Source organism: Propionivibrio sp., from assembly GCF_041441355.1.
In the GTDB taxonomy this organism is placed as follows: Bacteria; Pseudomonadota; Gammaproteobacteria; order Burkholderiales; family Rhodocyclaceae; genus Propionivibrio.
Genome location: NZ_JASDTF010000003.1, coordinates 21,463 through 40,951, shown reverse-complemented (window position 1 = coordinate 40,951; position 19,489 = coordinate 21,463). Strand labels below are relative to the sequence as shown.

Sequence of the window (19,489 nt, the reverse complement as noted above, 5' to 3'; positions counted from 1 at the left end):
AAAGGAGGGTAAGTGTATGGTTTGGATTGGCGCACTCATTGTGATCCTGACCTTCGTGGCGATTATCCGGCAGTATGAGACCCGCATGGTGCTCTTCATCTCCGGTCTCGCCATGTGCCTGGTGGGCAGCGGTATGCTCAAAGGCTTCGAAGGCGCGATGGACGCATTCACCAAGGCAATGGTCAACCCCGGTCTGGTGACCGTCATCTGTACGGTCATGGGCTTTGCCTTCGTGATGAAGCTCACCAAGTGCGATTCGCATCTGGTGCATTTTCTGGCCGGCGGCCTGGGCAAACTCGGCCCGGTGCTGATCCCCGGCGCGGTATTCGTCACCTTCGCCATCAACATCGCTCTGCCGAGCGCGGCCGGTTGCGCCGCGGCGGTCGGTGCGGTGCTGATTCCGACGCTGATCGGCGCCGGTGTGCATCCCGCGGTGGCCGCCAGCGCGGTCATGGCCGGAACCTGGGGCAGCGCCTTCAACCCAGGCAACTCGCACAACCCCTTCATCGCCAAGCTGGCCGGCACCGATCCGGTCTCGGTCATCGCCTCGTTCACCAACGCGGCCCTGGTCGGGATCGTCATCGTCGCCATCTCGCTGACCTTGATGGCCATCGTGCGCAAGGAAAACAAGGGCTACGAGTCGCCCGAAACGGTGCACGTGGGCGACGGCTTCAAGGTCAACTTCCTGATGGCCCTGATCCCGATGGTGCCGCTGATCCTGCTGCTGCTCGGCAGCAAGCAGGTTAACCTGCTGCCCTGGGCGATCACCGTGCCGCAGGCGATGATCATCGGCGTCTTCCTCGGCTTCCTGACCATGATCAAGGACCCGTCGGCGATCTCCAAGCAGTTCTGGGCCGGCCTCGGCGAGGCCTACGGCAGCGTCATCGGCATCATCATCGCCGCCGCCGTGTTCACCGCCGGTATGCAGGCCATCGGCCTGACCCAGGCGCTGATCGAAGCGATGAAGAACTCGCAGCAGATCGCCCAGTTCGGCGCGACCTTCGGCCCGATGATCATCGCCATCCTTTCGGGTTCGGGCGACGCCGCGACGCTGGCCTTCAACGGCGCGATCACCCCGCACGCCAAGGACTTCGGCTACGGCATCATCGAAATGGGCTCGACGGCCTTCCTCGCCGGCTCGCTCGGTCGCACGATGTCGCCGGTTGCCGGCGCAGCCATCGTCTGCGCAGGCCTGGCCCGGATCAGCCCGATCGAAATCACCAAGCGCAACGGCCCCGGCTGTATCGTTGCCGCGATCGCAGTGATGGTGATCCTGTTGTAACGTCGTCTCAGCAAGGGAGAAGAATGAAACAACGCATCAACGAACTGGCCTTGGCCCTCACGGCCAAGGCCGTCGAGCGGCGGCGCGATCTGCACCGCCACGCCGAGGTGGCCTGGACCGAGTTCCGCACCGCTGCCCTCGTCGCCGATACGCTGAGCGCGCTCGGTTACGAGGTGCAGGCCGGCGCCGAAGTCGTCGCCGCGGAAGGCATGATGGGTGTGCCTTCGGCCGCGGAACTGGAAAAGCACGCCCAGCGCGCCCTGGCACAGGGTGCCAACCCGGCGTGGGTGGAAAAAATGAAGGGCGGCAAAACCGGGGTCGTGGGCATCCTGCGCACCGGCAAGCCCGGCCCGACCGTTGCCCTGCGCTTCGACATCGACGCCAACGACGTGCTGGAGTCCAAGGAAGAAACGCACCGCCCGTTCCGCGACGGCTTCGCCTCGGTCAACGACGGCGCGATGCACGCCTGCGGCCATGACGGACACACCTCGATCGGTCTGGGCGTCGCCGAAGTTCTGGCGGGCCTGAAGAACGAGCTGGTCGGCACGATCAAGCTGATCTTCCAGCCGGCAGAGGAAGGCGTGCGCGGTGCCAAGGCCATGGTCATGGCCGGGGTGGTCGACGACGTCGACGTCCTGCTCGGCCTGCACATCGGCTTCGTTCTGCGTCGTTCCGGCGGCATCTGCTGCCGGACCTCGGGTTTCCTCGCCACGACCAAGCTCGACGCGGTGTTCACCGGCGTTCCGGCGCATGCCGGCGGTGCCCCCGAGACGGGCCGCAACGCTCTGCTCGCGGCGGCTACGGCAGCGGTCAACCTGCACGCCATCTCGCGCCACAGCGCGGGCGCCTCGCGCATCAACGTCGGCGTGCTCAACGCCGGCAGCGGGCGCAACGTCGTTCCGGCCAACGCAGTGCTCAAGATCGAAACGCGCGGCGTGACCAGCGCGATCAACGAGTACGTCTACGAGGAGTCGGTGCGCATCATCAACGCCGCCGCGGCGATGTACGGCGTCAAGGTCTCGCTCGCCGAAATGGGTGGTGCCGCCGGTTGCGACAGCGATGCCGTGCTGGGCGATCGCCTGCGCCAGATCGCCGAGGACAGCGGCCTGTTCGAAGAGCAGGTCGATCGCGCCGACCTCGGCGGCAGTGAAGATTGCACCTACTTCATGGAGCGGGTGCAGCAACGCGGCGGCCTCGCGGCCTACATGGTGGTCGGCAGTGAAATCGCCGCCGGACACCACGACTCGCGCTTCGATTTCGACGAAAACGTGATGCCCAAGGCGATTGCCATGGTCGCCACGGCGGCCGTCGATCTCGTCAAGAATCCGCTCACCAAGTAATCCGGCGAGCCGTAGTATCATGAACGGCCCCGCCTTGCGGGGCCGTTTTCTTTTGCGGCCAGCGCCGCTTTTTCCAGGCCCGCGTGACGCCGTGAGGCAACGCCAGCAGATCCCGTGGATATCGAACTCAGCTTACTTCTCGTGCTTGGCGCGGCCTCAATCTTCGCCGGCTTCATCGACGCCGTGGTCGGTGGCGGCGGCCTGATCCAGGTGCCGGTGCTGTTTACCGCGCTGCCGCGCGAAATGCCGGCCACCCTGTTCGGCACCAACAAGATCGCCAGCGTTTTCGGCACCGCCAACGCCGCCCTCGGCTACGCCCGCCGCGTCGACATGCCCTGGCGCACCGTCCTTCCGGCGACCGTGTCCGCCTTCGCCTTCTCTTTCCTCGGCGCGCTCTCGGTGGCCTGGCTACCGCGGGAAGTGCTGCGCCCGACGATCCTCGTCCTGCTCATCGCCGCAGCCGCCTACACCTTCTGGCGCAAGGAATTCGGCGTCGTGCATGCGCCGCGCCACGACGGCCGCACCGAACTTGTGCTGGCGCTCGGCGTCGGGGCGCTGGCCGGTTTTTACGACGGTTTCTTCGGCCCGGGCATGGGCAGCTTCCTGATCCTGCTCTTGATCCGGCTGTTCGGCTTCGACTTTCTGCACGCCTCGGCGGTCGCCAAGATCGTCAATGTCGCGACTAATGTCGCGGCAATCAGCTACTTCGCCCCCAACGGCTATTTCATCGCCTCGGGGGCCCTCGTCATGGCGCTCGGCAACGTCGGCGGCTCCTTCGTCGGCACCCACCTGGCCCTGCGCCACGGCAGCGCCTTCGTGCGCAAGGCCTTCCTGCTGGTGGTCAGTGCGCTGATCGTCAAGTTCGCCTGGGATACCTTCGCCGCCTGATCACGCGGGCAAACGGAACACACGCACGCTGTCGGTGAGCTGGTGCGCCAGCGTGTTGACTCGCTGCGTCGCGCCGACCGCTTCGTCGACCGCCCGCCGGTTGTCCTCGGAGGCCAGCGAGATGGCCTCGATGCGCTGCGCGATCTGGGTGCTGACCGTACTTTGCTCGCTGACCGAATGCGCCATTTCATGGACCGTGCGCACAACGTCCTGGGCATTGTTCAGGATCGCCTGCATCACGACGCCCGCATCGTTGGCCAGGGCGCGCCCGCTGGCCACGGTGTTCACGCCCTCGCTCATGCGCCCCGTCGCCTCGCCGATCCCGGCGCGCACGCGGGCGATGGTGGCGCCGATCTCGCCGGTGGACGTGGTCGTCCGCTCGGCGAGTTTGCGCACTTCGTCGGCCACCACCGCGAATCCGCGTCCCTGTTCGCCGGCGCGGGCGGCTTCGATGGCGGCATTGAGCGCCAGCAGGTTGGTCTGGTCGGCGATCTCGCGGATCGTGCCGACCACGCTGGCGATGCTCTCCGATTCGCGCCCCAGATCAGCGATCACGCTCGCCGCGTGGTCAACGGTACGCTGGATGGCGTTCATTTCCGTCAACACCCGCTCGATTGCGGCAACGCCCTGCCCGGCCTGTTCGCCCGCGCCTTGCGCCAGATGATGCGTCTCGCTGCCCAGATCGGCGACGACCCGGATCGAGGTGGTCAGCTGCTCGACGGCCGCAGCGATCTCGGAAAGGTTGTCCGACTGCTGCTGCACGCGCGCGGCGACGCCGGCCTCGTTTTCGTTCAGGGCTTCGGCCGCTGCGTTGAGTTGTTCGGCACCGGTGCGGATGACGGTCACCGAGTCGACGAGCTGGCCCTGCATCCGACGCATCGATTCGATCACGCTGCCGGGCACAGCCCCCGGCAGCGCCTGCGATAAATCACCCTGCGCCACAGCCGCGGCGGCCGCGGCGACGGCCACCGGGTCACCGCCGAGGCTGCTGTCCAGACGACGCACCAGGAGCGCCAGACAAACACCCCCAAAAATCAGGGCCAGCAGCGTGCAGACGCCGACCACGGCGATAACCCGGTGCGCCGCATCGGCACCTTCCTGGCGCGCGGCGTCCATGTCGGTGCGCGCCGCCTTGACCTGTTCGAGCAACACATCGCGAATCTTCCGCCAGAGCGGGATTTCCTCGTCGTTGAGCAGGGCCATGGTGCGCGGCACGTCGTTACGCACCAGGGTTGTCGCCCGCTCGATCAGCTGCTTGCGCTGGGCATGCATGGTTTCGATCGAGCGCAGGGCATCGGGCTTCTGGCTTTCGGTGGGCGGAATGCTCTTGGCCAGCGCCAGCGCCGCATCGAAATCGTCCAGGCCGCGCTTGAGGTTGGCATAGCCAACCTCGTTCTTCGGATCAAGGACCACGCTGCGCATCGATGACGCCGCTTGCAAGCCGGAAGCATAAAGGTTGGTGTAGGCCAATTGCGCCGAAACCTCGTGGCCGATCAGGTGATCGGTTTCCTCCGAGGCCCGGTCGAGCGCATACAAGGCATAGGCCAACACAGCAAACAGCACCGAAAACGCGCCGCCGCTGATCAACAGCAGCTGCCTCTTGAGGGTCATGGCCGCGCTCCTTGAGAAAGGATGGAAATTTCGTGGTCTTTCGAGTGTAGCCACCCAAGTTGAAATTTCCATGGCCGGCGCTTGAAACCCCGGCCTCGGCGCTCAGTTCAAACCAGCCGGCGCTGCGCGAGGTAGGTGTGCAGGATTTCGAGCCGCACCAGCGGGTCGTCGAGTTCGAGCAGTTTTTGCTTGGCGAGCGCTTGCACGGGAACGATCTCGGTCAGCCGGTAACCGACCCAGGCCGCATCGTCGAAGGCATGCGGCTCGGGCAGCCGTTCCGGTCCGAGGTCGGCGGCCACCCGGCGCAACAACGGCACGACGCCCGCCCAAGCCTCGGGAATCGGCGCCGGGGCAGGCTCGGGCAAAAACTCCACCTCGGCCCGCAGCAAGCCGTCGACCTGCGTCTTCGGCGTCAGAATTCGGAAGCGCCGCCCCCCGCGCACTTTCGCCAGCAGAATGCCGAGCTGCTCCATGTCAGCCTCGACGAAATGCGCCAAAGTGCCTATGGCGTGCGGCTCGGCGATGTTGGCGGTCTGGCCGGGCTCGGCAACTTCCTTGCCGCGCGCAATCAGGCAAATCCCGAAGGGCGTCTGCTGCTTGAGGCAGGCGGCCGCCATGTCGAGATAACGCTGCTCGAAGATCTTGAGCGCCAATCGGCCGCCCGGGCAGAGCACGGTGCCGAGCGGAAAGAGCGGTACCGTCAGGCGCTCCGGCGCGGAGTGTGCAGCGGCGTCGCGCGGGCTCAGCCAGGCCGGCAACCAGCTCAAACCGCGTCCTCCGGGGCTGCCGGCACCGCCGACGCTTCGCCCCAGCGCGCCATCAGCGCGTGCGGTACGCCGATCCGGTCGAGGATGCGCGCGACGACGAAGTCGACGAGGTCGCCGACGCTTTGCGGGTGGTGGTAGAAACCCGGGTTCGGCGGCAGGATCACCGCGCCGGCGCGCGCCAGACGCAGCATGTTCTCAAGGTGCAGGGTCGAGAACGGCGTCTCGCGCGGCACCAGGACGAGCAGTCGTCCTTCCTTGAGCGCCACATCGGCGGCGCGTTCGATCAGGTTGTTGGCCAGCCCTTGCGCAATGGCCGCCAGGGTGCCCATGGTGCAGGGGCAGACGACCATCGCATCGGGCGGATTGGAGCCGCTTGCCACCGGGGCGAACCATTCCTCGCGGCCATAGACGTCGAGCTGTCCGGGCAGCGCGGCGTAGCGTTTGCGCAGCAGGGCCTGCGCTTCGCTGGCGCGCGCCGGCAGGTCCTCGTTCATCTCCTGGCGGGCGACGATGGACGCCACCTGCGAATACAGGAGCTGCACCCTGCAGCCCGCGGCGAGCAGGCATTCGAGCAGGCGCAGGCCGTAAGGCATGCCGGAGGCGCCGGTCAAGGCAAGGCAGACGGTCTTGGTCATGGTGAGGGATTTCCGTGCGGCGGGGACGCGGGTGAGGCCGGCTCGGCGAGCAGGCGCGCGGCCACCAGACCGTTGATGATACCGAAGCCCAGCGCCGCCGCGGCGAAAATCGGCGTGAGGTAGAACACCCCGTCGTGCGGGATCAGCCACAACCGGGCAAGCAGCAACTGGCCACCGATGTGAGCGAAGGCGGCGACGATGCTCCAGCCGACCGGGCCGCAGAAGCTGCGCGGGAGGCGAAAAACGAGGGCCAAAACGGCGAGGCTGCAGACGCTACCGCTCAGGCTGAGAAAGAAGCCGGGCGTGAACAGTTGTCCGAGCAACAAGGCGCCGACCAGCACGCGCAAACCGCTGACCCAGGCCGCGGCCCCCCAGCCGTGACGGGCGAGGACGATCAAGGTGACGATGTTGGCCAGCCCCGGTTTGACCCCAGGCAGCGGCATCGGAATCGCCGCATCGACCAGCGACAGGGCGATCGCCGCCGCCGCCAGACGCGCGATGCGCAAGTCCTCGGCACTGACCGGCAGGCTAATAACTGAGCGAGTCATAGACCTCCCGACCGCCGACGACCTGGACGCTCACTTCGTTCGGCGCGCAGATGGCGATCTCGCCCGGGCGCTCTAGCCAGCCCTGGCGCACGCAATACTGGCGCGGGCCGGGGTCGGAGACGACGCGCACCCGGCCGCGTTCGACGGCGATCAGCGTCGCCCCGAGCGGCCCGGGAACTTCCAGGCGCCGGTTACGCGCCAGATCGAGTTCGGCGAACACTTCGCCGCCGCGCCGCACCACGGCTTTTTCCGGCCGACCGGCCTGCCAGGCGAGCGGAAAAGAGGCCGCGCAGACCGCCAGACCCAGCCCGGCCAGCAGCCAGTCGCCGGGCCGCAGCAGGTCCAGCCAGCGCATCAGAGCAGGCCTTGCAGCGCCGGGGCGAGTTCGCGGTGGCGCACCAGCACGCGTGCCCGGCCGAAGAACAACGGGCGCAAGGCCTCGGCCAGATAGACCGAACGGTGCTGGCCGCCAGTGCAGCCGATGCCGACCGTCAGGTAATTGCGGTTGTCGCGGACGTAGGACGGCAGCCAGTCGCCGACGAAGCGTGCGATGTCGTCGCGCATGCGCTGCACTTGGGGCTCACCGTCAAGAAAATCGATCACCGGTTGGTCGCGCCCGGTCAGCGCGCGCAGCGGTTTCTCGTAATACGGGTTGGGCAGGCAGCGCACGTCAAAGACCAGCTCGGCGTCGAGCGGCACGCCGCGCTTGAAGCCGAAGGACTGGAAGACGAGGGTCAACTCGCGCGGCGCGTCACCGCACACGAACTGGCGGATCCAGTCGCGCAACGCATTCGGCTTGAGCCCACTGGTGTCGATGCGGTGGCCGAGTTCGGCCACCCGGGCCAGCCGCTCGCGCTCCTCGGCAATAGCCTCGGCCAGCGTACCGTGCGCCGCGGCGAGCGGATGTCGACGCCGGGTTTCCGAATAGCGCAGCAGCAAGGTCTCGGTCTTGGCGTCGAGGAAGATGAACTGCGGCGTGAAGCCCCGCGCGCGCAGGTCGGCGAGCTGCTGCGGCAGCTTGTCGATGCTCTCGCCAGCGCGAATGTCGATGGCCACCGCGACCTTGTCGTAGCCCTGGCGGCCGACTTCGTCGACCAAAGGCTGCAACAAAGGCGAGGGCAAATTGTCCACACAGTAGTAGGCGGCGTCCTCAAGGATGTTGAGGGCGATCGACTTGCCCGAGCCGGAGAGGCCGCTGATGATCACGATCTGCATGCCAGCCAGCATAGCGGAACGTGCCTCGACGCGACAAGCCGGCGTGCCGGACATGGCTTACACTAGAGACTTCTCGTTCCTTCCGGTTTGCCTATGCGCCCAATCGAGCTGCCCTACCTCTCCGAACTCGTCGCCCTGCGCCGCGACCTCCACGCCCACCCCGAACTCGCCTACAAGGAGACGCGCACCGCCGAGATCGTGGCGCGCGAACTGGCCGCCTACGGACTCGAAGTCCACCGCGGCCTCGCCGGCACCGGTGTCGTCGGCGTCCTGCGCCAGGGCGACAGCCCGCGCGCCATCGGCCTACGCGCCGACATGGACGCCCTGCCGCTGCAGGAGAAAAACGACTTCCCCTACCGTTCGCGCCACCCCGGCGCAATGCACGGTTGCGGCCACGACGGGCATACGGCGATGTTGCTCGGCGCCGCACGTTACCTCGCGCAACATCGGAGCACGCTCGATTTTTCCGGCACCGTCTACTTCATCTTCCAGCCTGCCGAGGAATCGGAAGGCGGCGCGGCACGCATGATCGCCGACGGCCTCTTCCGCCAGTTCCCGATGGACGCGGTGTACGGCCTGCACAACTGGCCCGGCATCCCGGTCGGCGAAATGGCCATCACCCCCGGCCCGGTGATGGCCGGCACCTGCGTTTTCGAGATCAACGTCCGCGGCCACGGCTGCCACGCGGCGATGCCGCACCAGGGCGTCGACACCGTCCTCGTCGCCAGCCAGCTGGCGCTCGCGCTGCAGTCGATCGTCGCCCGCAACGTCCATCCCTGCGAGTCGGCGGTGGTCAGCGTGACCCAGATCCACGCCGGCGAAGCGACCAACGTCATCCCCGACGACGCGGTCCTGCGCGGCACCCTGCGCAGCTTCAAGCCCGAGGTGCAGGAACTCGTCGAACGGTCCATCGAACGCATCTGCGCCGGCATCGCCAGCACCTACGGTGCCCAGATCAGCGTCCGCTACGACCAGCGCTATCCGCCCACGGTCAACAGCGTCGCCGAAGCCGAACTGTGTCACCGCGCCGCGCGCCACGTCCTTGGTGAAGGGCGGGTACGCAAGAACGAGCTGCCGTCGATGGGCGCCGAGGACTTCGCTTACATGCTGCAGGAAAAACCCGGTTGCTACGTCTGGCTCGGTAACGGTCCAGGCAGCGGCGGGTGTTCGCTGCACAACCCGCACTACGACTTCAACGACGAAATCCTGCCGCTCGGCGTCGCTTACTGGGTGCGGCTCGTCGAAACCGTGCTGTAGGCAAACCCCGCGCCAAATCGGAGTGCCGCCCTCGCGCTAATGCCCGATGCGGCGCTCGACCAGGCGCTGCGCCTCGCCGCTGGCTTGCATTTCGAGCAGCGCGTCGCGCAGGCGGCCCATCAGCGAAGCCGGATCAACCTGCATCGGCTGATTACTCAGTGACAGCGGCTGGCCCGGCCGGTAGTCGGGGTTCGGCCGGCCGGCGTAATGACGCGAACGCTTGGCGACCCCGAGCACATAATCACGCCCCGGGCCGGTGCAGTCCTCCTCGTAGCGGATCTTGAAGCGCTCGAGCGAATCGAGCTGCTGGCTGCGCAGGTAGAAGAGGTAGGTTTCGCGCTGGGTGACGAACAGGTCGCCGTAGTCGCCGCGCAGCATGCGGACAGCATCGTCGGTGCTCAACTGCGCCGCCGCCGCGATGCCCTTGAGTTGCGGGTACTGCTTGGGCAGGTTGGCGCGGCTGTCGCCAACCTCGTAGATCAGGCGCAGCGGTGGCGCTTCGCGCAGATGCTTGAACGGCGGCGTCTCTGCCCGCACCAGACAGACGTTCTTGGAACGGAAGCCGAGCGAAATCCAGACCATGGTTTCGTTGCGCTCAGGCGTCGGGGTGCCGGGGTATAAATCGACCTTGCCCTCGCGCATGTACTGGAAGACACGCTTCTTGGGCAAACGCTCGATGCGCAGTTCGGCGCCGACCCGCTCTGCCGCCAGCTTGAGCACGTCCTGAAAAATGCCGTCGTTGCTCGGCGCATCGGCGATGAACGGATTTTTCTCGCGCTCCGGGTACCCCAGCACCAGCACCGGGCGCTCGCCGCTCGCCCAGGCCGCGCTCGCCCAGATCACGGCCCACAGGAGGCCCAGGCAACATCGAACCGCTTTGCTGTTCATCACGTGTCCTCCTCCCGGAGTTCTACGTCGTTTCTGTCTCCGCCCGGCATCACGGCGACTCGGTATGGGCCACGATGATGCGCCGGATTTCGCCGCGTGCCTCCATCTCCTTCAAGGCCTGCCGCAACTGCCCGGCCACCGAACGCTCGTCGATCACCGTCGGCAGGTTCCCCGGCGCCAGCGGCCGGCTCCGTTCGTACTCAGGATTCAAGCGCTCGGCATAATACTTGGACGCACGCGCAAATCCGAGCAGCACCGGTTGCTCCCGACCGATGCAGTGTTCATGGTAGGTCAGCCCAATCTCGTTCAGGGACGCGAGTTTGTGGATCGCCAAGTAATGCTGCAAAGGTTGCTTTTCGATGATGAAGAGATCGCCGCGCCGGCCTTTGAGCAGGGTCACCGCCAGATCGAGGTCGATGCGCGCACCGAACTCGACCGGCGTCAGGTTCGGATACAGCTTGTTGAACCCCGCCCGGCTGTCGCCGATTTCGTGCAGTAAGCGCAGCGGCGGGGCCTTGGCCAGGTCATCGATCGGCGGCACCTCGTCGCGCGTGATGCAGACTTCCTTGGTCATCAGCCCGAATTCCATCCAGTTCATGGTGGCGACGCGATCCCTAGAGAACGAGCCTGGATAGAGGTCGACACGCCCTTCGCGCATGTACTGGAAAAGGCGCTTCTTCGGCAGGCGCAGGATGGTGAGTTCGTACCCGATCAGCGCGGCGGCGCGGCTGAAGACGTCGCGATAGATGCCTTCGTTGCTCGGCGCCTCGGCCATGAACGGCAGGCGCTGGCGCTCCGGGTACGCGAGCACGAGGGTCTCGGCCCCGGCATGCAAACATGCCAGCCAAAGGCAAAGCACGATCAGGCCTCGGCGCATCGATTCTCCCAGAAACGCAACCGGTCTCCACAGCATAGCGACCCATTTATCCCCAGGCAACTAAGCGCTGGTCATATCCACCGCGCTGGATTAGAGTATCAGGCTGCCAGAACATCAAGAGCGCACGCACCGCAGTCCAGGGCCAGAAAACTGACACTGCAGGTCGACGAAAAGCTCGATAACGAGGCGGGAGAATTATGGACGGAACGGCCAAGTTACTCGTCGTTGACGGCTCGCGCGTGGTCCGCGCGACGCTCCGGAAACGGCTCTCCGACCACTACACCATCGTCGAGGAAAGCGATGGCGAGTCGGCCTGGCAGACGCTCATGCTCGACGACGGCATCGTCGCCGTGATCTCCGGCGCCCATCCCCCACGCCTTGCGGCCTTCGACCTGCTCGCGCGCCTGCGTTCGAGTTCGAAGCGCCGGCTGCACCGTTTGCCCTTCCTGTTGATCGTTTCCGACGTCGAACACCACGAGCACCGCGAGCGCGACCTCGCGGCCGGCGTGGCCAACTTCATCACCAAGACGATGAAGGAAGACGCCATCCTGGCGATTCTCGCCCGCTGCATCGCCCCCGAAACGCCGACGAAACGGGCGCCGGGCGGCGTCCTGAGCGGCGAAGCCTTCGCCCGGCAGATTGATGGCTTCAAAGGCCGCGGCCCGTTCAGCGCCATCGTGTTTACCGTCGATGGCCGCGACGCCCTGCTCAAACGCTTCGGCGAGACCGTCCTCAGCCGCATCGATGCGCGCCTGGGCGAACTGCTCGTCGCCCGGCTGGGGCCCGACGACCTGCTCGGACATTGGCATCCGGGTCGCCTGGCCGTGCTGGCGCGCGGCGTCACCGGCGCTGAGGGCGCACATTTTGCACGTCAGATCTGCCGCTCACTCGCCGCCGGGCAAATCGCCGTGCGCGGCGAGAACGTCCCGCTGACCTTGAGCGCCGGCGTCGCCGACAGCAGTGCCGACGGAAAAAACGATGCCAAGGCCTTGCTCGCCGTGGCGGCCGAACGTCTCGCCGCGGCAGCGGTCGGCGGCGGCAACGCGGTGATCGACGCGCCGGAATGGCCGTCCGAAGCCTGGGCCACGGTCTCGCACTGGCTGGGCGGCGAAGTCGACCGCGAGCGCATCCTGCGCCTGGCGCCGAACCTCTACCCTTTGCTCGCCGCCCTCGACCGCGAGCTGGCCCTCGGCCTGCCGCTGGCAGAAATCAAACGTCGCCTGCACCAGGACCTGCCGCGCGTTTGACGCAGCCAAAGGAAAACTCAGGGACGAGGAAGCGTCGAAGCGTCTTGCGCTGCGTCCGGCGGCGTTGTCGCCGCAGGTTCGGACTCCGGAGGCTGCGGCCGGATCGGCGGCACATCGAGCGGTCGACCACAGCCCAGGCAGACGCCGCTTTCCGGATCGTCGATGCAGACGCCGACGCAGGGATAATCGACCTCGGGAGTGCTCACCGCGCCGCCTCTCGGCGCCCGGCCAGGGCCGCCAGGATGGCCCGGCGCTCGGCGTCGCTGGCCGTGCTCCAGGCCGCGATTTCGGCGCGCGTACGCAGGCAGCCGAGGCAATAGGTCAAACCGGCGTCGAGCCGGCATTGGTTGACGCAAGGCGAAACAATCGAAGAAGCGGCCGCAGCAGCGGACAGCGAGGAAGGGGGGCTCGGAGCATTCATGCCCACTGTGACCGCGGCCGGGGCTGCCAGTTCGGCGCCCGTTTTCCGGCCTGGGCCGCCAGTCCTTCGTGCGCCTCGGCACTGGCCCCGACGCGTGCGCCACGGCGCACGGCTTCTTCGAGGGTCGCCTCGTCGAGCGGCTGCCCGGCCAGCGTTTGCAGCAGGGCCTTGGTCTCGGCCTGCGCCTGTGGCGCACCGCGCAACAGCGGTTCGATCAACGCCCCCAGCGCCGCATCGAGTTCGTCGGCCCCGGGGACGACTTCATGCAGCAGGCCGATGCGGTAGGCCTCGATGGCCGAGAAGCGCTCGCCGCCGAGCAGGTAGCGACGGCCCTGGCGAGCCCCGACCGCGGCCAGGAAGAACGGCGCACTGCTGGCGGCGATCCGGCCCTGGCGAATGTCGTTGAAGAGGAAATTCGCCTCCTCGCTCGCCACCGCCAGGTCGCACGCAGCGATCAAGCCGATTCCGGCCCCGTAGGCCGGCCCCTGCACGCGGGCAAGGGTCGGCTTGGGCAGTTCGTTGAGCGTCGTCAGGAGCTGCGCCAGCAAGCGCTCGTCGCGCATGCCGGCGGCTTCGCCCTGGGCCTCGCTGTGCCGCAGCCAGGCAGGATCGATCCCCGCGCAGAAGGCCAGCCCCGACGCCGACAGGACGACCACCCGCACCGCAGGGCGAGCCTGGAATTCGAGCAGGGCATCGATCAATTCAGCGACCAGAGTCGCGTCGAGCGCATTCTGGCGCTCGGGCCGGTTGAGGGTGATGAGGCCGATCGCCTCGTCGATTTCGGTAAGCAGGGTGCTGTACATGATCGACCGTCTCGTAAGGATGGAGGGCGGGCGCTACGCCGCGAGTGTAGCTTTTTTGCGCCGCCGGCGACATTCCAGCGGGCTACAATCGACGCATCGAGCCCCTTCCGTAGCTTCCACCTCCGCATGCAACCCGACTACGCCGGCCACGGCCTGCTCAACCTCGTGCAAAGCCTCTCCCGCGCCTGCGGCGGGCCGGTGCGTTACGCCGAACTTGCCGCCCTGCCGGCGGCCGCGCTGGCCGAGGCCCGCCACGTCGTCTTCATCCTTGCCGACGGGCTCGGGCAAGCGCTTTTCGACACCCTGCCGCCGGACGCGGCCCTGCGCCGCGACTGGCGCGCCACCTTGAGCTCGGTCTTCCCGTCCACCACCGCAGCGGCGATCGGCAGCGTGATGACCGGCCTGGCGCCCGCAGCACACGGGCTGACCGGCTGGCACGTACGCTGCTGCCAACCGCAGCGCACCCTGGCGGTCCTGCCACTGACGGCTCGCGAAGCCGGCCTGACGCCGACGCCGGAGGCTGCGGAGGCCCTGTTGCCGACGCTCTTCCCCTACCCGACCCTGTTCGCGCAGCTGACGCGCGCCAGTTGCGTGCTCTCGCCCCGCCACCTCGCCGCCAGCCCCTTCAACCGCTGGCACAGCCGCGGCGCCGAGGTGCTCGCCTACGACGGTCTCGCCGACCTCGGCGACCGACTCGTTGAGCGCCTGCGTACGCGCACGGCGCCGGAGTATGTCTATGCCTATCACCCGGACATCGACAGCCTGGCGCACCGGCACGGCTGGCGCAGTCCCGAGGTCGCCGTGGCGCTGCTCGCTTTTGACGCGTTTTACGCGCGCCTCGTCGCTGCCTTGCAAGGGCAAGACGTCTGGCTGATCGTCAGCGCCGACCACGGCTTCATCGATTCGCCCGCCGAGCGCCAGATCTCGCTCGACGACCACCCCGAACTGGCCTGCCGGCTCGCTGCGCCGCTCTCCGGCGAGGGACGCCTCGCTTACGCCCAGGTACGCGCCGGCCAGGAGGGCGAATTCGCGGCCTACGTGCAGCGCCATTTGGCGCACGCCGTCGAGCTGCGGCGCAGCGCCGACCTGGTCGCCGCCGGCAGCTTCGGCCCACCGCCCCTGCACCCGGAGCTGCTCGCCCGGGTCGGCGACTTCTGCCTCGTCATGCGCGACGACTGGACCATCAAGGACTGGCTGCCGAATGAACGCCGCTACCGCCTGATCGGCCACCACGGCGGCATCCGGCCCGAGGAGATGCGCATTCCGCTGGTCGCCGTCCGGCTCTAGGGCAGCGCCCGCACCTCGTCGTCGACCACGTAGAGCGCGCAGGGCGTCTCGCGCCCGGCACGGCAGGCCGTCAACGCCCGCTGTTCGAGGTCCTTGCCGCCGGAGGCGAGCGCACAGCGGCCGTCGCGGGCCAGGGTAAAAACGCGCGGGTAATCGACGTCGAGAAAGGTGTCGTACAGCGCGCGGCAGCGCCGTGCCGACTCGGGCAGTCGACGTCCGGCCGCCAGCAAGCGATGCCAGCGCGGGTCGTCGCCGCGTTCGGCATGCGGGCGCAGCTCGGTGGGGAGGTCGAGTCCGGTCAGGAAGCCCTCGACCGCAGGCCACCACACCGCCAAGCCTTCGCGGTCACGGAACAAGGCATGCGCATCGGCCTTGAAGCGCCCCACGTCGATTTTCGTCGCCCGTCCGCCGCCGGCGCGGTAGGCCGCGTACATCCGCTCGACCAGCGCCGGCGACCAGAAGCTATCGTTGAGGCCGTAGAACCAGAGGCTGGGGTAGCGGTTGCTGCGCCCGTAGTCGGCGAAGGCCTGCACCAGTTGCTCCTCCCACTCCGGACACGACTTCATGCGCAGGCCACCGGCAAAGTTGATCAGGCCCAGCACACCGGGATAGGGGCGCATGCCGAAGGCCAGGGCGGTCAATCCGCCGTGCGATTGGCCGACGATAACGATCCGTCCGCGATCGACGTAAGGCAGCTTGACCGCATAATCGAGCGCCACGCGCAGGTCGCGCGCCTGAGCCACGCCGTTGGCCGAAATGTTGCAGCCGTAGCCGACGTACGGGCCGGTGGAGCGGGAAAAGCCGCCACGCATCGGGATCAGCACCACGTAGCCGCGACGGACGAACTCCCGCGCCGCGACCGGATAGCGCGTGCGCTCCTGCTGGCGCGCGTCGCCCGCCGACTTGCCGTGGTTGATCACGACCAGCGGGAACGGCCCCGCCCCGTCGGGCTTGAACAGCGTGGTTTCGAGCTCGGTCCCGCGTTCCGGGTCGCGGATGAAGAACACCTGCTCGTTGAGCCCGAGGTTGAGCGGCGGCAGGGCGGCCGAGGCCACGCCGCCGAGCATCATGAGGAGCAAACCGCGAAACAGGAGTGTGAGCATCCGAGCACCGAACGCGCCGAGCAGGAAAACCTTCCGCACGGAAGGCTGCGTCCACTCATTAAAGCAAAAAAGCGCGCTGCGGGCCGCCCGGCCGCAAGGCCGGCGGCTAACGATAGCGGTTGGTCAGCCACACCCCGGCGACCACGCAGACGCCGCCGGCCAGCGCCCCGGCAGCGAGACGCTCGTCGAGCAGCAACGCGCCGAGCAGGACGGCGAAGAGCGGCACCAGGTTGATGAACACCGCGCTGCGCGTCGGCCCGAGGCTGGTGAGCGCCTCGGAATACCAGGTGAAGCCGGCCGCGGTGACCAGCAGGCCGAGGAAGACGATGCTCGAATAACCACGCCAGGTGGTCGCCGAAAAATCGAACAGCGAGCCTTCGATCAGCGCAGCGGCGGCGAGCATGACGCAGCCGGTGAGGCAGCCGCCGAAGGTCAGCGCCAGGGGCGAGAGTGTTTCGCCGGCGCGACGGCCGATGAAGGTGAAGACCACCCAGGTGAACACGCTGCCGATGATCAGCCATTCGCCGCGCCCGACCCCGCCCGACCACAGCTGGGCCGGGCTGCCGTCGGTGACCACCAGCAGGCAGCCGAACAGCGCCAGGGCGACGCCGGTCGCGCGGCGCCAGGAGAACGCGGCGCGGAAGAAGAGCGCGTCGGCAAGGGCGATCACCGCCGGCGTCAGGGCGACGACCAAGGCTCCGCGGCCGGCCTCGATCAGGCGCAGTCCGTAAAGGAAGAAGATGTTGTAGAGGAAGATGCCGGAGAGGCCCAGCGCGCTGATCCAGCCCCACTGCGCCGACGTCCAGCGCGGCCGGCCTTCGCGGTGCAGGAGCAGCAGGCCGAGGGCGACCGCGGCGATGAAGAAGCGCCAGCTGGCGACGGCGAACGGCGAGGCCTCCTGCACGGCGACACGACCGGCGATCCACGAACCGCCCCAGAAAAAGGCGGTCAGCAGGAGCTTGCCGTAAATCGCAGGGGTCGCCTGCACCATGGAACGTGCTCGCAAAGAGGGGGCGGGGCCGCCCCGCGCCGGATGAAGGACGAACCGGAGTCGATTCGAGGCCGGGTGCGAACGATTATGACACGTCCGATGAGCCGCTGCGAGCGCCTGTGGACGCGCCCTGCAGCCGGCCTGGATGCCGCGTCGACTGGTGCGTTCAGGCCCGTTATCAGACGCTTGCGCTGCGCCCCTTGCGGGCACCGGCCAGCATCCACAGGGAAGCGGCGAGCTGGAGTACGAAGAGCGCGACGAAGGCGGCGCGATGCGCGTCGGCGGCACTGCGACCGGCGGCGAGCAGGAGGTCGATGAGCACGCCGAGCCCCCACTGCAAGCTGAAGGCACCGGCAAAGACCATCAGGTTGAGCGTCGAATTGACGCGTCCGGACAGCGCCACCGGAAAGCCTGCCGAAGTCGCGGTGTAGGCCAGCGTGCCGAAGCTCGAAAAACTGCCATAGGCGATCCACAGCAGGTAATGCTGATCGACCGCCTCGGTGATGATCAAGAGCAGCGTTGCCAACGCCAGCGTCATTCCGCCGCCGAGCAGGGTCGCGCTGCCGACGCCGCGCCGCGCCAGCCGGGTGGCGAGCAGACCGATCAGGCTGTAGGCGACGATCATCGCCACGCTCATCGCCGTCAGGTGCTCGGCGGCGAGCGAACGGCTGTAGCCGTTCACCTGCATCAGCCAGGCGCTCGACCACAGGCTCTGCACGGCCATGAAGCCGCCGATCTGGGCGAAACCGAGCGGGGCGAAGCGCCAGAAATGGCGGCTGGCCAGCACCGCGCGCACCCCCACCCATTGCTCGGAGAAGGGCGGCGGTTTGGGCTGACCGGATTTTTCGGGCACCGCCAGCCAGAGCCAGGCAGCCATGCCCAAAGTCACCGCCGCCAGGACGTAGAAGATTTCACGCCAGCTGGCAACGCGCAGCGCCAGGTCGAGCGGGGTCGCGGCGGCGAGCGCGCCGAGCGTCCCGGCGGTCATGATCCAGCCGACCAGCGAGGCCTGGCGTTCGGGCGGGAACCACAAGGAGAAGGTCTTTAACGAGGCCATCAAGCAGGCCGAGACGCCCAGCCCGATCAGGCCGCGGCCGACGGTCAGCGTGGCGATGTCGGGACTGCTGGCGAAGACCGTCGCCCCGAGCGCAGCGATGAGCAGCAGGCTGGCCTCGACGCGGCGCGCGCCGAAACGGTCGAGAAACACCCCCAGCGGCAGCTGGGCCAGGCCGAAGCCGAGAAAATAGGCGCTGGTGAGCAGGCCAAGGTCGGCCGCGCCAAGCGAGAGTTCGGCGCTGAGCACCGGCCCGACGACGGCGTTCGCCGTCCGGTAATGGTAGGAGAGAAAGTAAGCGCCCGCGAAAGGAAGGAAGAGTCTGAGCCAGAGCATGTGAACACGCGTCGTCGCCCCGACGGCGAGGCCACTAAGCCACTGAATCCGACATCATACGCCGGGCGCGCCCACGGCGCACCCGGCAGAGACTGGATTTTCCGCTTGGAGAGAGATGCGAGCCTTAGCCGGCGCGCAGCAGGAAGGCGCAGTCGTCGCCCGGTGAAAGCTCGAGCGGCGCCTGGCCGTGCCGGAAGACGCGGCAATCGGCGTCGCCAACCAACTCGATGGCGCCATTCTCGACCCGGAAGCCCGCGCCCTCGCGCAAGCCGGCGACGGTGCGCTGCGGGTTCATGGCCAGGAACTCGAGAATGCGTTCCTCGCGCGTCTCGCCTTTGAAGCCGGGCGGGTTGCCGTGCAGGTAGTGGGGATTGATCTGGAAAGGGACAAAACCCAATGCGTCGAGGCCCAGCGGATCGACAATGGGCATGTCGTTGGTGGTCATGATCGTCGGGCAGGCGACGTTCGAACCGGCGCTCCAGCCGACGTAAGGCGCCCCGGCACGGACGCGCGCGGCGATCGCCGGCAGCAGGCCGTGATCGTGCAGGGTACGGCGCAGCTTCCAGGTGTTGCCGCCTCCGATCATCACCGCCTGCGCGGTTTCGACCGCAGCGACCGGATCGGCCGCGTGGTGGATGCCGTCGACGGCGATCCCCAGGCTGGCGAAGATCGGCGTCGCCAGCGCCAGATAGTCGTCGTAACTGCGCGTCACCGCGGCATACGGAACAAACAGGAGGCGCTCGACCTTGCCGACCAGGAAGTCGGTGAGCGGCTGGCGCGCGTGTTCGAGGTAACCCATGCCTTCGCGCATGGAGTTGCTGAGAAGAAGAAGGCGCATGGCGGTTTCCCGGGCCAAATGTCAGCACCATAAGCGGCGGATACGCTGCGGTCAACACCGCGCGGCGCGCTAGAATGAGCACTGCGACGCGGCGTTCCGCG

General features: G+C 67.6%; 21 protein-coding genes. 6 read left to right on the top strand and 15 right to left on the bottom strand.

Translation table 11 applies throughout. The features are described 5' to 3' along the window. Positions 1-16 precede the first annotated feature (16 nt). The 3 genes from dcuC to QMB55_RS00400 all read left to right on the top strand — a co-directional run bounded on the left by dcuC (position 17) and on the right by QMB55_RS00400 (position 3,510). A complete protein-coding gene (gene dcuC / locus QMB55_RS00410) occupies positions 17-1,282 on the top strand; it encodes a C4-dicarboxylate transporter DcuC (RefSeq protein ID WP_497586678.1) in 1,266 nt (421 codons plus the stop codon). Positions 1,283-1,305: 23 nt separating this feature from the next. After that, positions 1,306-2,622 (top strand): amidohydrolase, encoded by a 1,317-nt coding sequence (locus QMB55_RS00405; protein WP_497586677.1) that lies wholly within the window; start codon positions 1,306-1,308, stop codon positions 2,620-2,622. A 114-nt stretch (positions 2,623-2,736) separates the two neighbouring features. Next, positions 2,737-3,510 carry a sulfite exporter TauE/SafE family protein gene (locus tag QMB55_RS00400; RefSeq protein WP_497586676.1) on the top strand — a complete coding sequence of 258 codons (774 nt, stop codon included), beginning with the start codon at positions 2,737-2,739 and terminating at the stop codon, positions 3,508-3,510. Here QMB55_RS00400 and QMB55_RS00395 read toward each other — a convergent pair whose 3' ends face one another. From QMB55_RS00395 to rapZ, 6 genes are all read right to left on the bottom strand, one after another. Then, positions 3,511-5,121 (bottom strand): methyl-accepting chemotaxis protein, encoded by a 1,611-nt coding sequence (locus tag QMB55_RS00395; RefSeq protein WP_497586675.1) that lies wholly within the window; start codon positions 5,119-5,121, stop codon positions 3,511-3,513. A gap of 107 nt (positions 5,122-5,228) precedes the next feature. After that, a complete protein-coding gene (locus tag QMB55_RS00390; protein ID WP_497586674.1) occupies positions 5,229-5,888 on the bottom strand; it encodes an LON peptidase substrate-binding domain-containing protein in 660 nt (219 codons plus the stop codon). After that, complete coding sequence (locus QMB55_RS00385; RefSeq protein ID WP_497586673.1) at positions 5,885-6,523, bottom strand: flavin prenyltransferase UbiX; 639 nt, start codon at positions 6,521-6,523, stop codon at positions 5,885-5,887. Before QMB55_RS00385 ends, QMB55_RS00390 begins: the two co-directional genes overlap by 4 nt. Continuing rightward, complete coding sequence (locus QMB55_RS00380) at positions 6,520-7,071, bottom strand: Gx transporter family protein (protein ID WP_497586672.1); 552 nt, start codon at positions 7,069-7,071, stop codon at positions 6,520-6,522. Before QMB55_RS00380 ends, QMB55_RS00385 begins: the two co-directional genes overlap by 4 nt. Next, on the bottom strand, positions 7,052-7,426 hold the full coding sequence (locus tag QMB55_RS00375; protein ID WP_497586671.1) for a NusG domain II-containing protein: 375 nt from the start codon (positions 7,424-7,426) through the stop codon (positions 7,052-7,054). The genes QMB55_RS00380 and QMB55_RS00375 overlap by 20 nt, the downstream gene beginning before the upstream one ends. Beyond that, entirely contained in the window at positions 7,426-8,286 is an 861-nt protein-coding gene (gene rapZ, locus QMB55_RS00370; RefSeq protein WP_497586670.1) for an RNase adapter RapZ, read from the bottom strand. The genes QMB55_RS00375 and rapZ overlap by 1 nt, the downstream gene beginning before the upstream one ends. 93 nt (positions 8,287-8,379) lie before the next feature. Between rapZ and QMB55_RS00365 the strand changes: the two genes are divergently transcribed. Beyond that, positions 8,380-9,543 (top strand): M20 aminoacylase family protein, encoded by a 1,164-nt coding sequence (locus QMB55_RS00365; protein WP_497586669.1) that lies wholly within the window; start codon positions 8,380-8,382, stop codon positions 9,541-9,543. A gap of 36 nt (positions 9,544-9,579) precedes the next feature. Here QMB55_RS00365 and QMB55_RS00360 read toward each other — a convergent pair whose 3' ends face one another. Both QMB55_RS00360 and QMB55_RS00355 read right to left on the bottom strand, forming a co-directional pair. Then, positions 9,580-10,431 (bottom strand): substrate-binding periplasmic protein, encoded by an 852-nt coding sequence (locus QMB55_RS00360; protein ID WP_497586668.1) that lies wholly within the window; start codon positions 10,429-10,431, stop codon positions 9,580-9,582. A 49-nt stretch (positions 10,432-10,480) separates the two neighbouring features. Further along, positions 10,481-11,242: a transporter substrate-binding domain-containing protein gene (locus tag QMB55_RS00355; RefSeq protein ID WP_497586667.1), complete on the bottom strand. Its 762-nt coding sequence runs from the start codon at positions 11,240-11,242 to the stop codon at positions 10,481-10,483. A 263-nt stretch (positions 11,243-11,505) separates the two neighbouring features. On the opposite strand from QMB55_RS00355, the gene QMB55_RS00350 reads away from it, so the two are divergent. After that, entirely contained in the window at positions 11,506-12,555 is a 1,050-nt protein-coding gene (locus QMB55_RS00350) for a response regulator (RefSeq protein WP_497586666.1), read from the top strand. Between the two features lie 17 nt (positions 12,556-12,572). Here the strand turns inward: QMB55_RS00350 and QMB55_RS00345 are convergent, their stop codons facing one another. From QMB55_RS00345 to QMB55_RS00335, 3 genes are read right to left on the bottom strand one after another with little or no spacing between them, the layout of a single operon-like run. Next, entirely contained in the window at positions 12,573-12,761 is a 189-nt protein-coding gene (locus tag QMB55_RS00345) for a DUF1289 domain-containing protein (protein ID WP_497586665.1), read from the bottom strand. Further along, positions 12,758-12,976: a DUF1289 domain-containing protein gene (locus tag QMB55_RS00340; protein WP_497586664.1), complete on the bottom strand. Its 219-nt coding sequence runs from the start codon at positions 12,974-12,976 to the stop codon at positions 12,758-12,760. The genes QMB55_RS00345 and QMB55_RS00340 overlap by 4 nt, the downstream gene beginning before the upstream one ends. Next, complete coding sequence (locus tag QMB55_RS00335) at positions 12,973-13,779, bottom strand: enoyl-CoA hydratase-related protein (RefSeq protein ID WP_497586663.1); 807 nt, start codon at positions 13,777-13,779, stop codon at positions 12,973-12,975. The genes QMB55_RS00340 and QMB55_RS00335 overlap by 4 nt, the downstream gene beginning before the upstream one ends. A 126-nt stretch (positions 13,780-13,905) precedes the next feature. Here QMB55_RS00335 and QMB55_RS00330 point away from each other — a divergent pair, with 126 nt between their 5' ends. Further along, positions 13,906-15,066, top strand: coding sequence for an alkaline phosphatase family protein (locus tag QMB55_RS00330; RefSeq protein WP_497586662.1), 1,161 nt, complete (start codon positions 13,906-13,908; stop codon positions 15,064-15,066). Here QMB55_RS00330 and QMB55_RS00325 read toward each other — a convergent pair. The 4 genes from QMB55_RS00325 to pepE form a co-directional block, all read right to left on the bottom strand. After that, positions 15,063-16,169: a dienelactone hydrolase family protein gene (locus tag QMB55_RS00325; RefSeq protein ID WP_497586661.1), complete on the bottom strand. Its 1,107-nt coding sequence runs from the start codon at positions 16,167-16,169 to the stop codon at positions 15,063-15,065. The genes QMB55_RS00330 and QMB55_RS00325 overlap by 4 nt on opposite strands. A gap of 106 nt (positions 16,170-16,275) precedes the next feature. After that, positions 16,276-17,160 carry a DMT family transporter gene (locus tag QMB55_RS00320; protein WP_497586660.1) on the bottom strand — a complete coding sequence of 295 codons (885 nt, stop codon included), beginning with the start codon at positions 17,158-17,160 and terminating at the stop codon, positions 16,276-16,278. A 178-nt stretch (positions 17,161-17,338) separates the two neighbouring features. Next, positions 17,339-18,550: an MFS transporter gene (locus QMB55_RS00315; RefSeq protein ID WP_497586659.1), complete on the bottom strand. Its 1,212-nt coding sequence runs from the start codon at positions 18,548-18,550 to the stop codon at positions 17,339-17,341. Between the two features lie 124 nt (positions 18,551-18,674). Beyond that, the gene (gene pepE / locus QMB55_RS00310) at positions 18,675-19,388 is read right to left on the bottom strand and encodes a dipeptidase PepE (RefSeq protein WP_497586658.1); all 714 of its coding nucleotides are present in this window, start codon (positions 19,386-19,388) and stop codon (positions 18,675-18,677) included. Positions 19,389-19,489 lie beyond the last annotated feature (101 nt).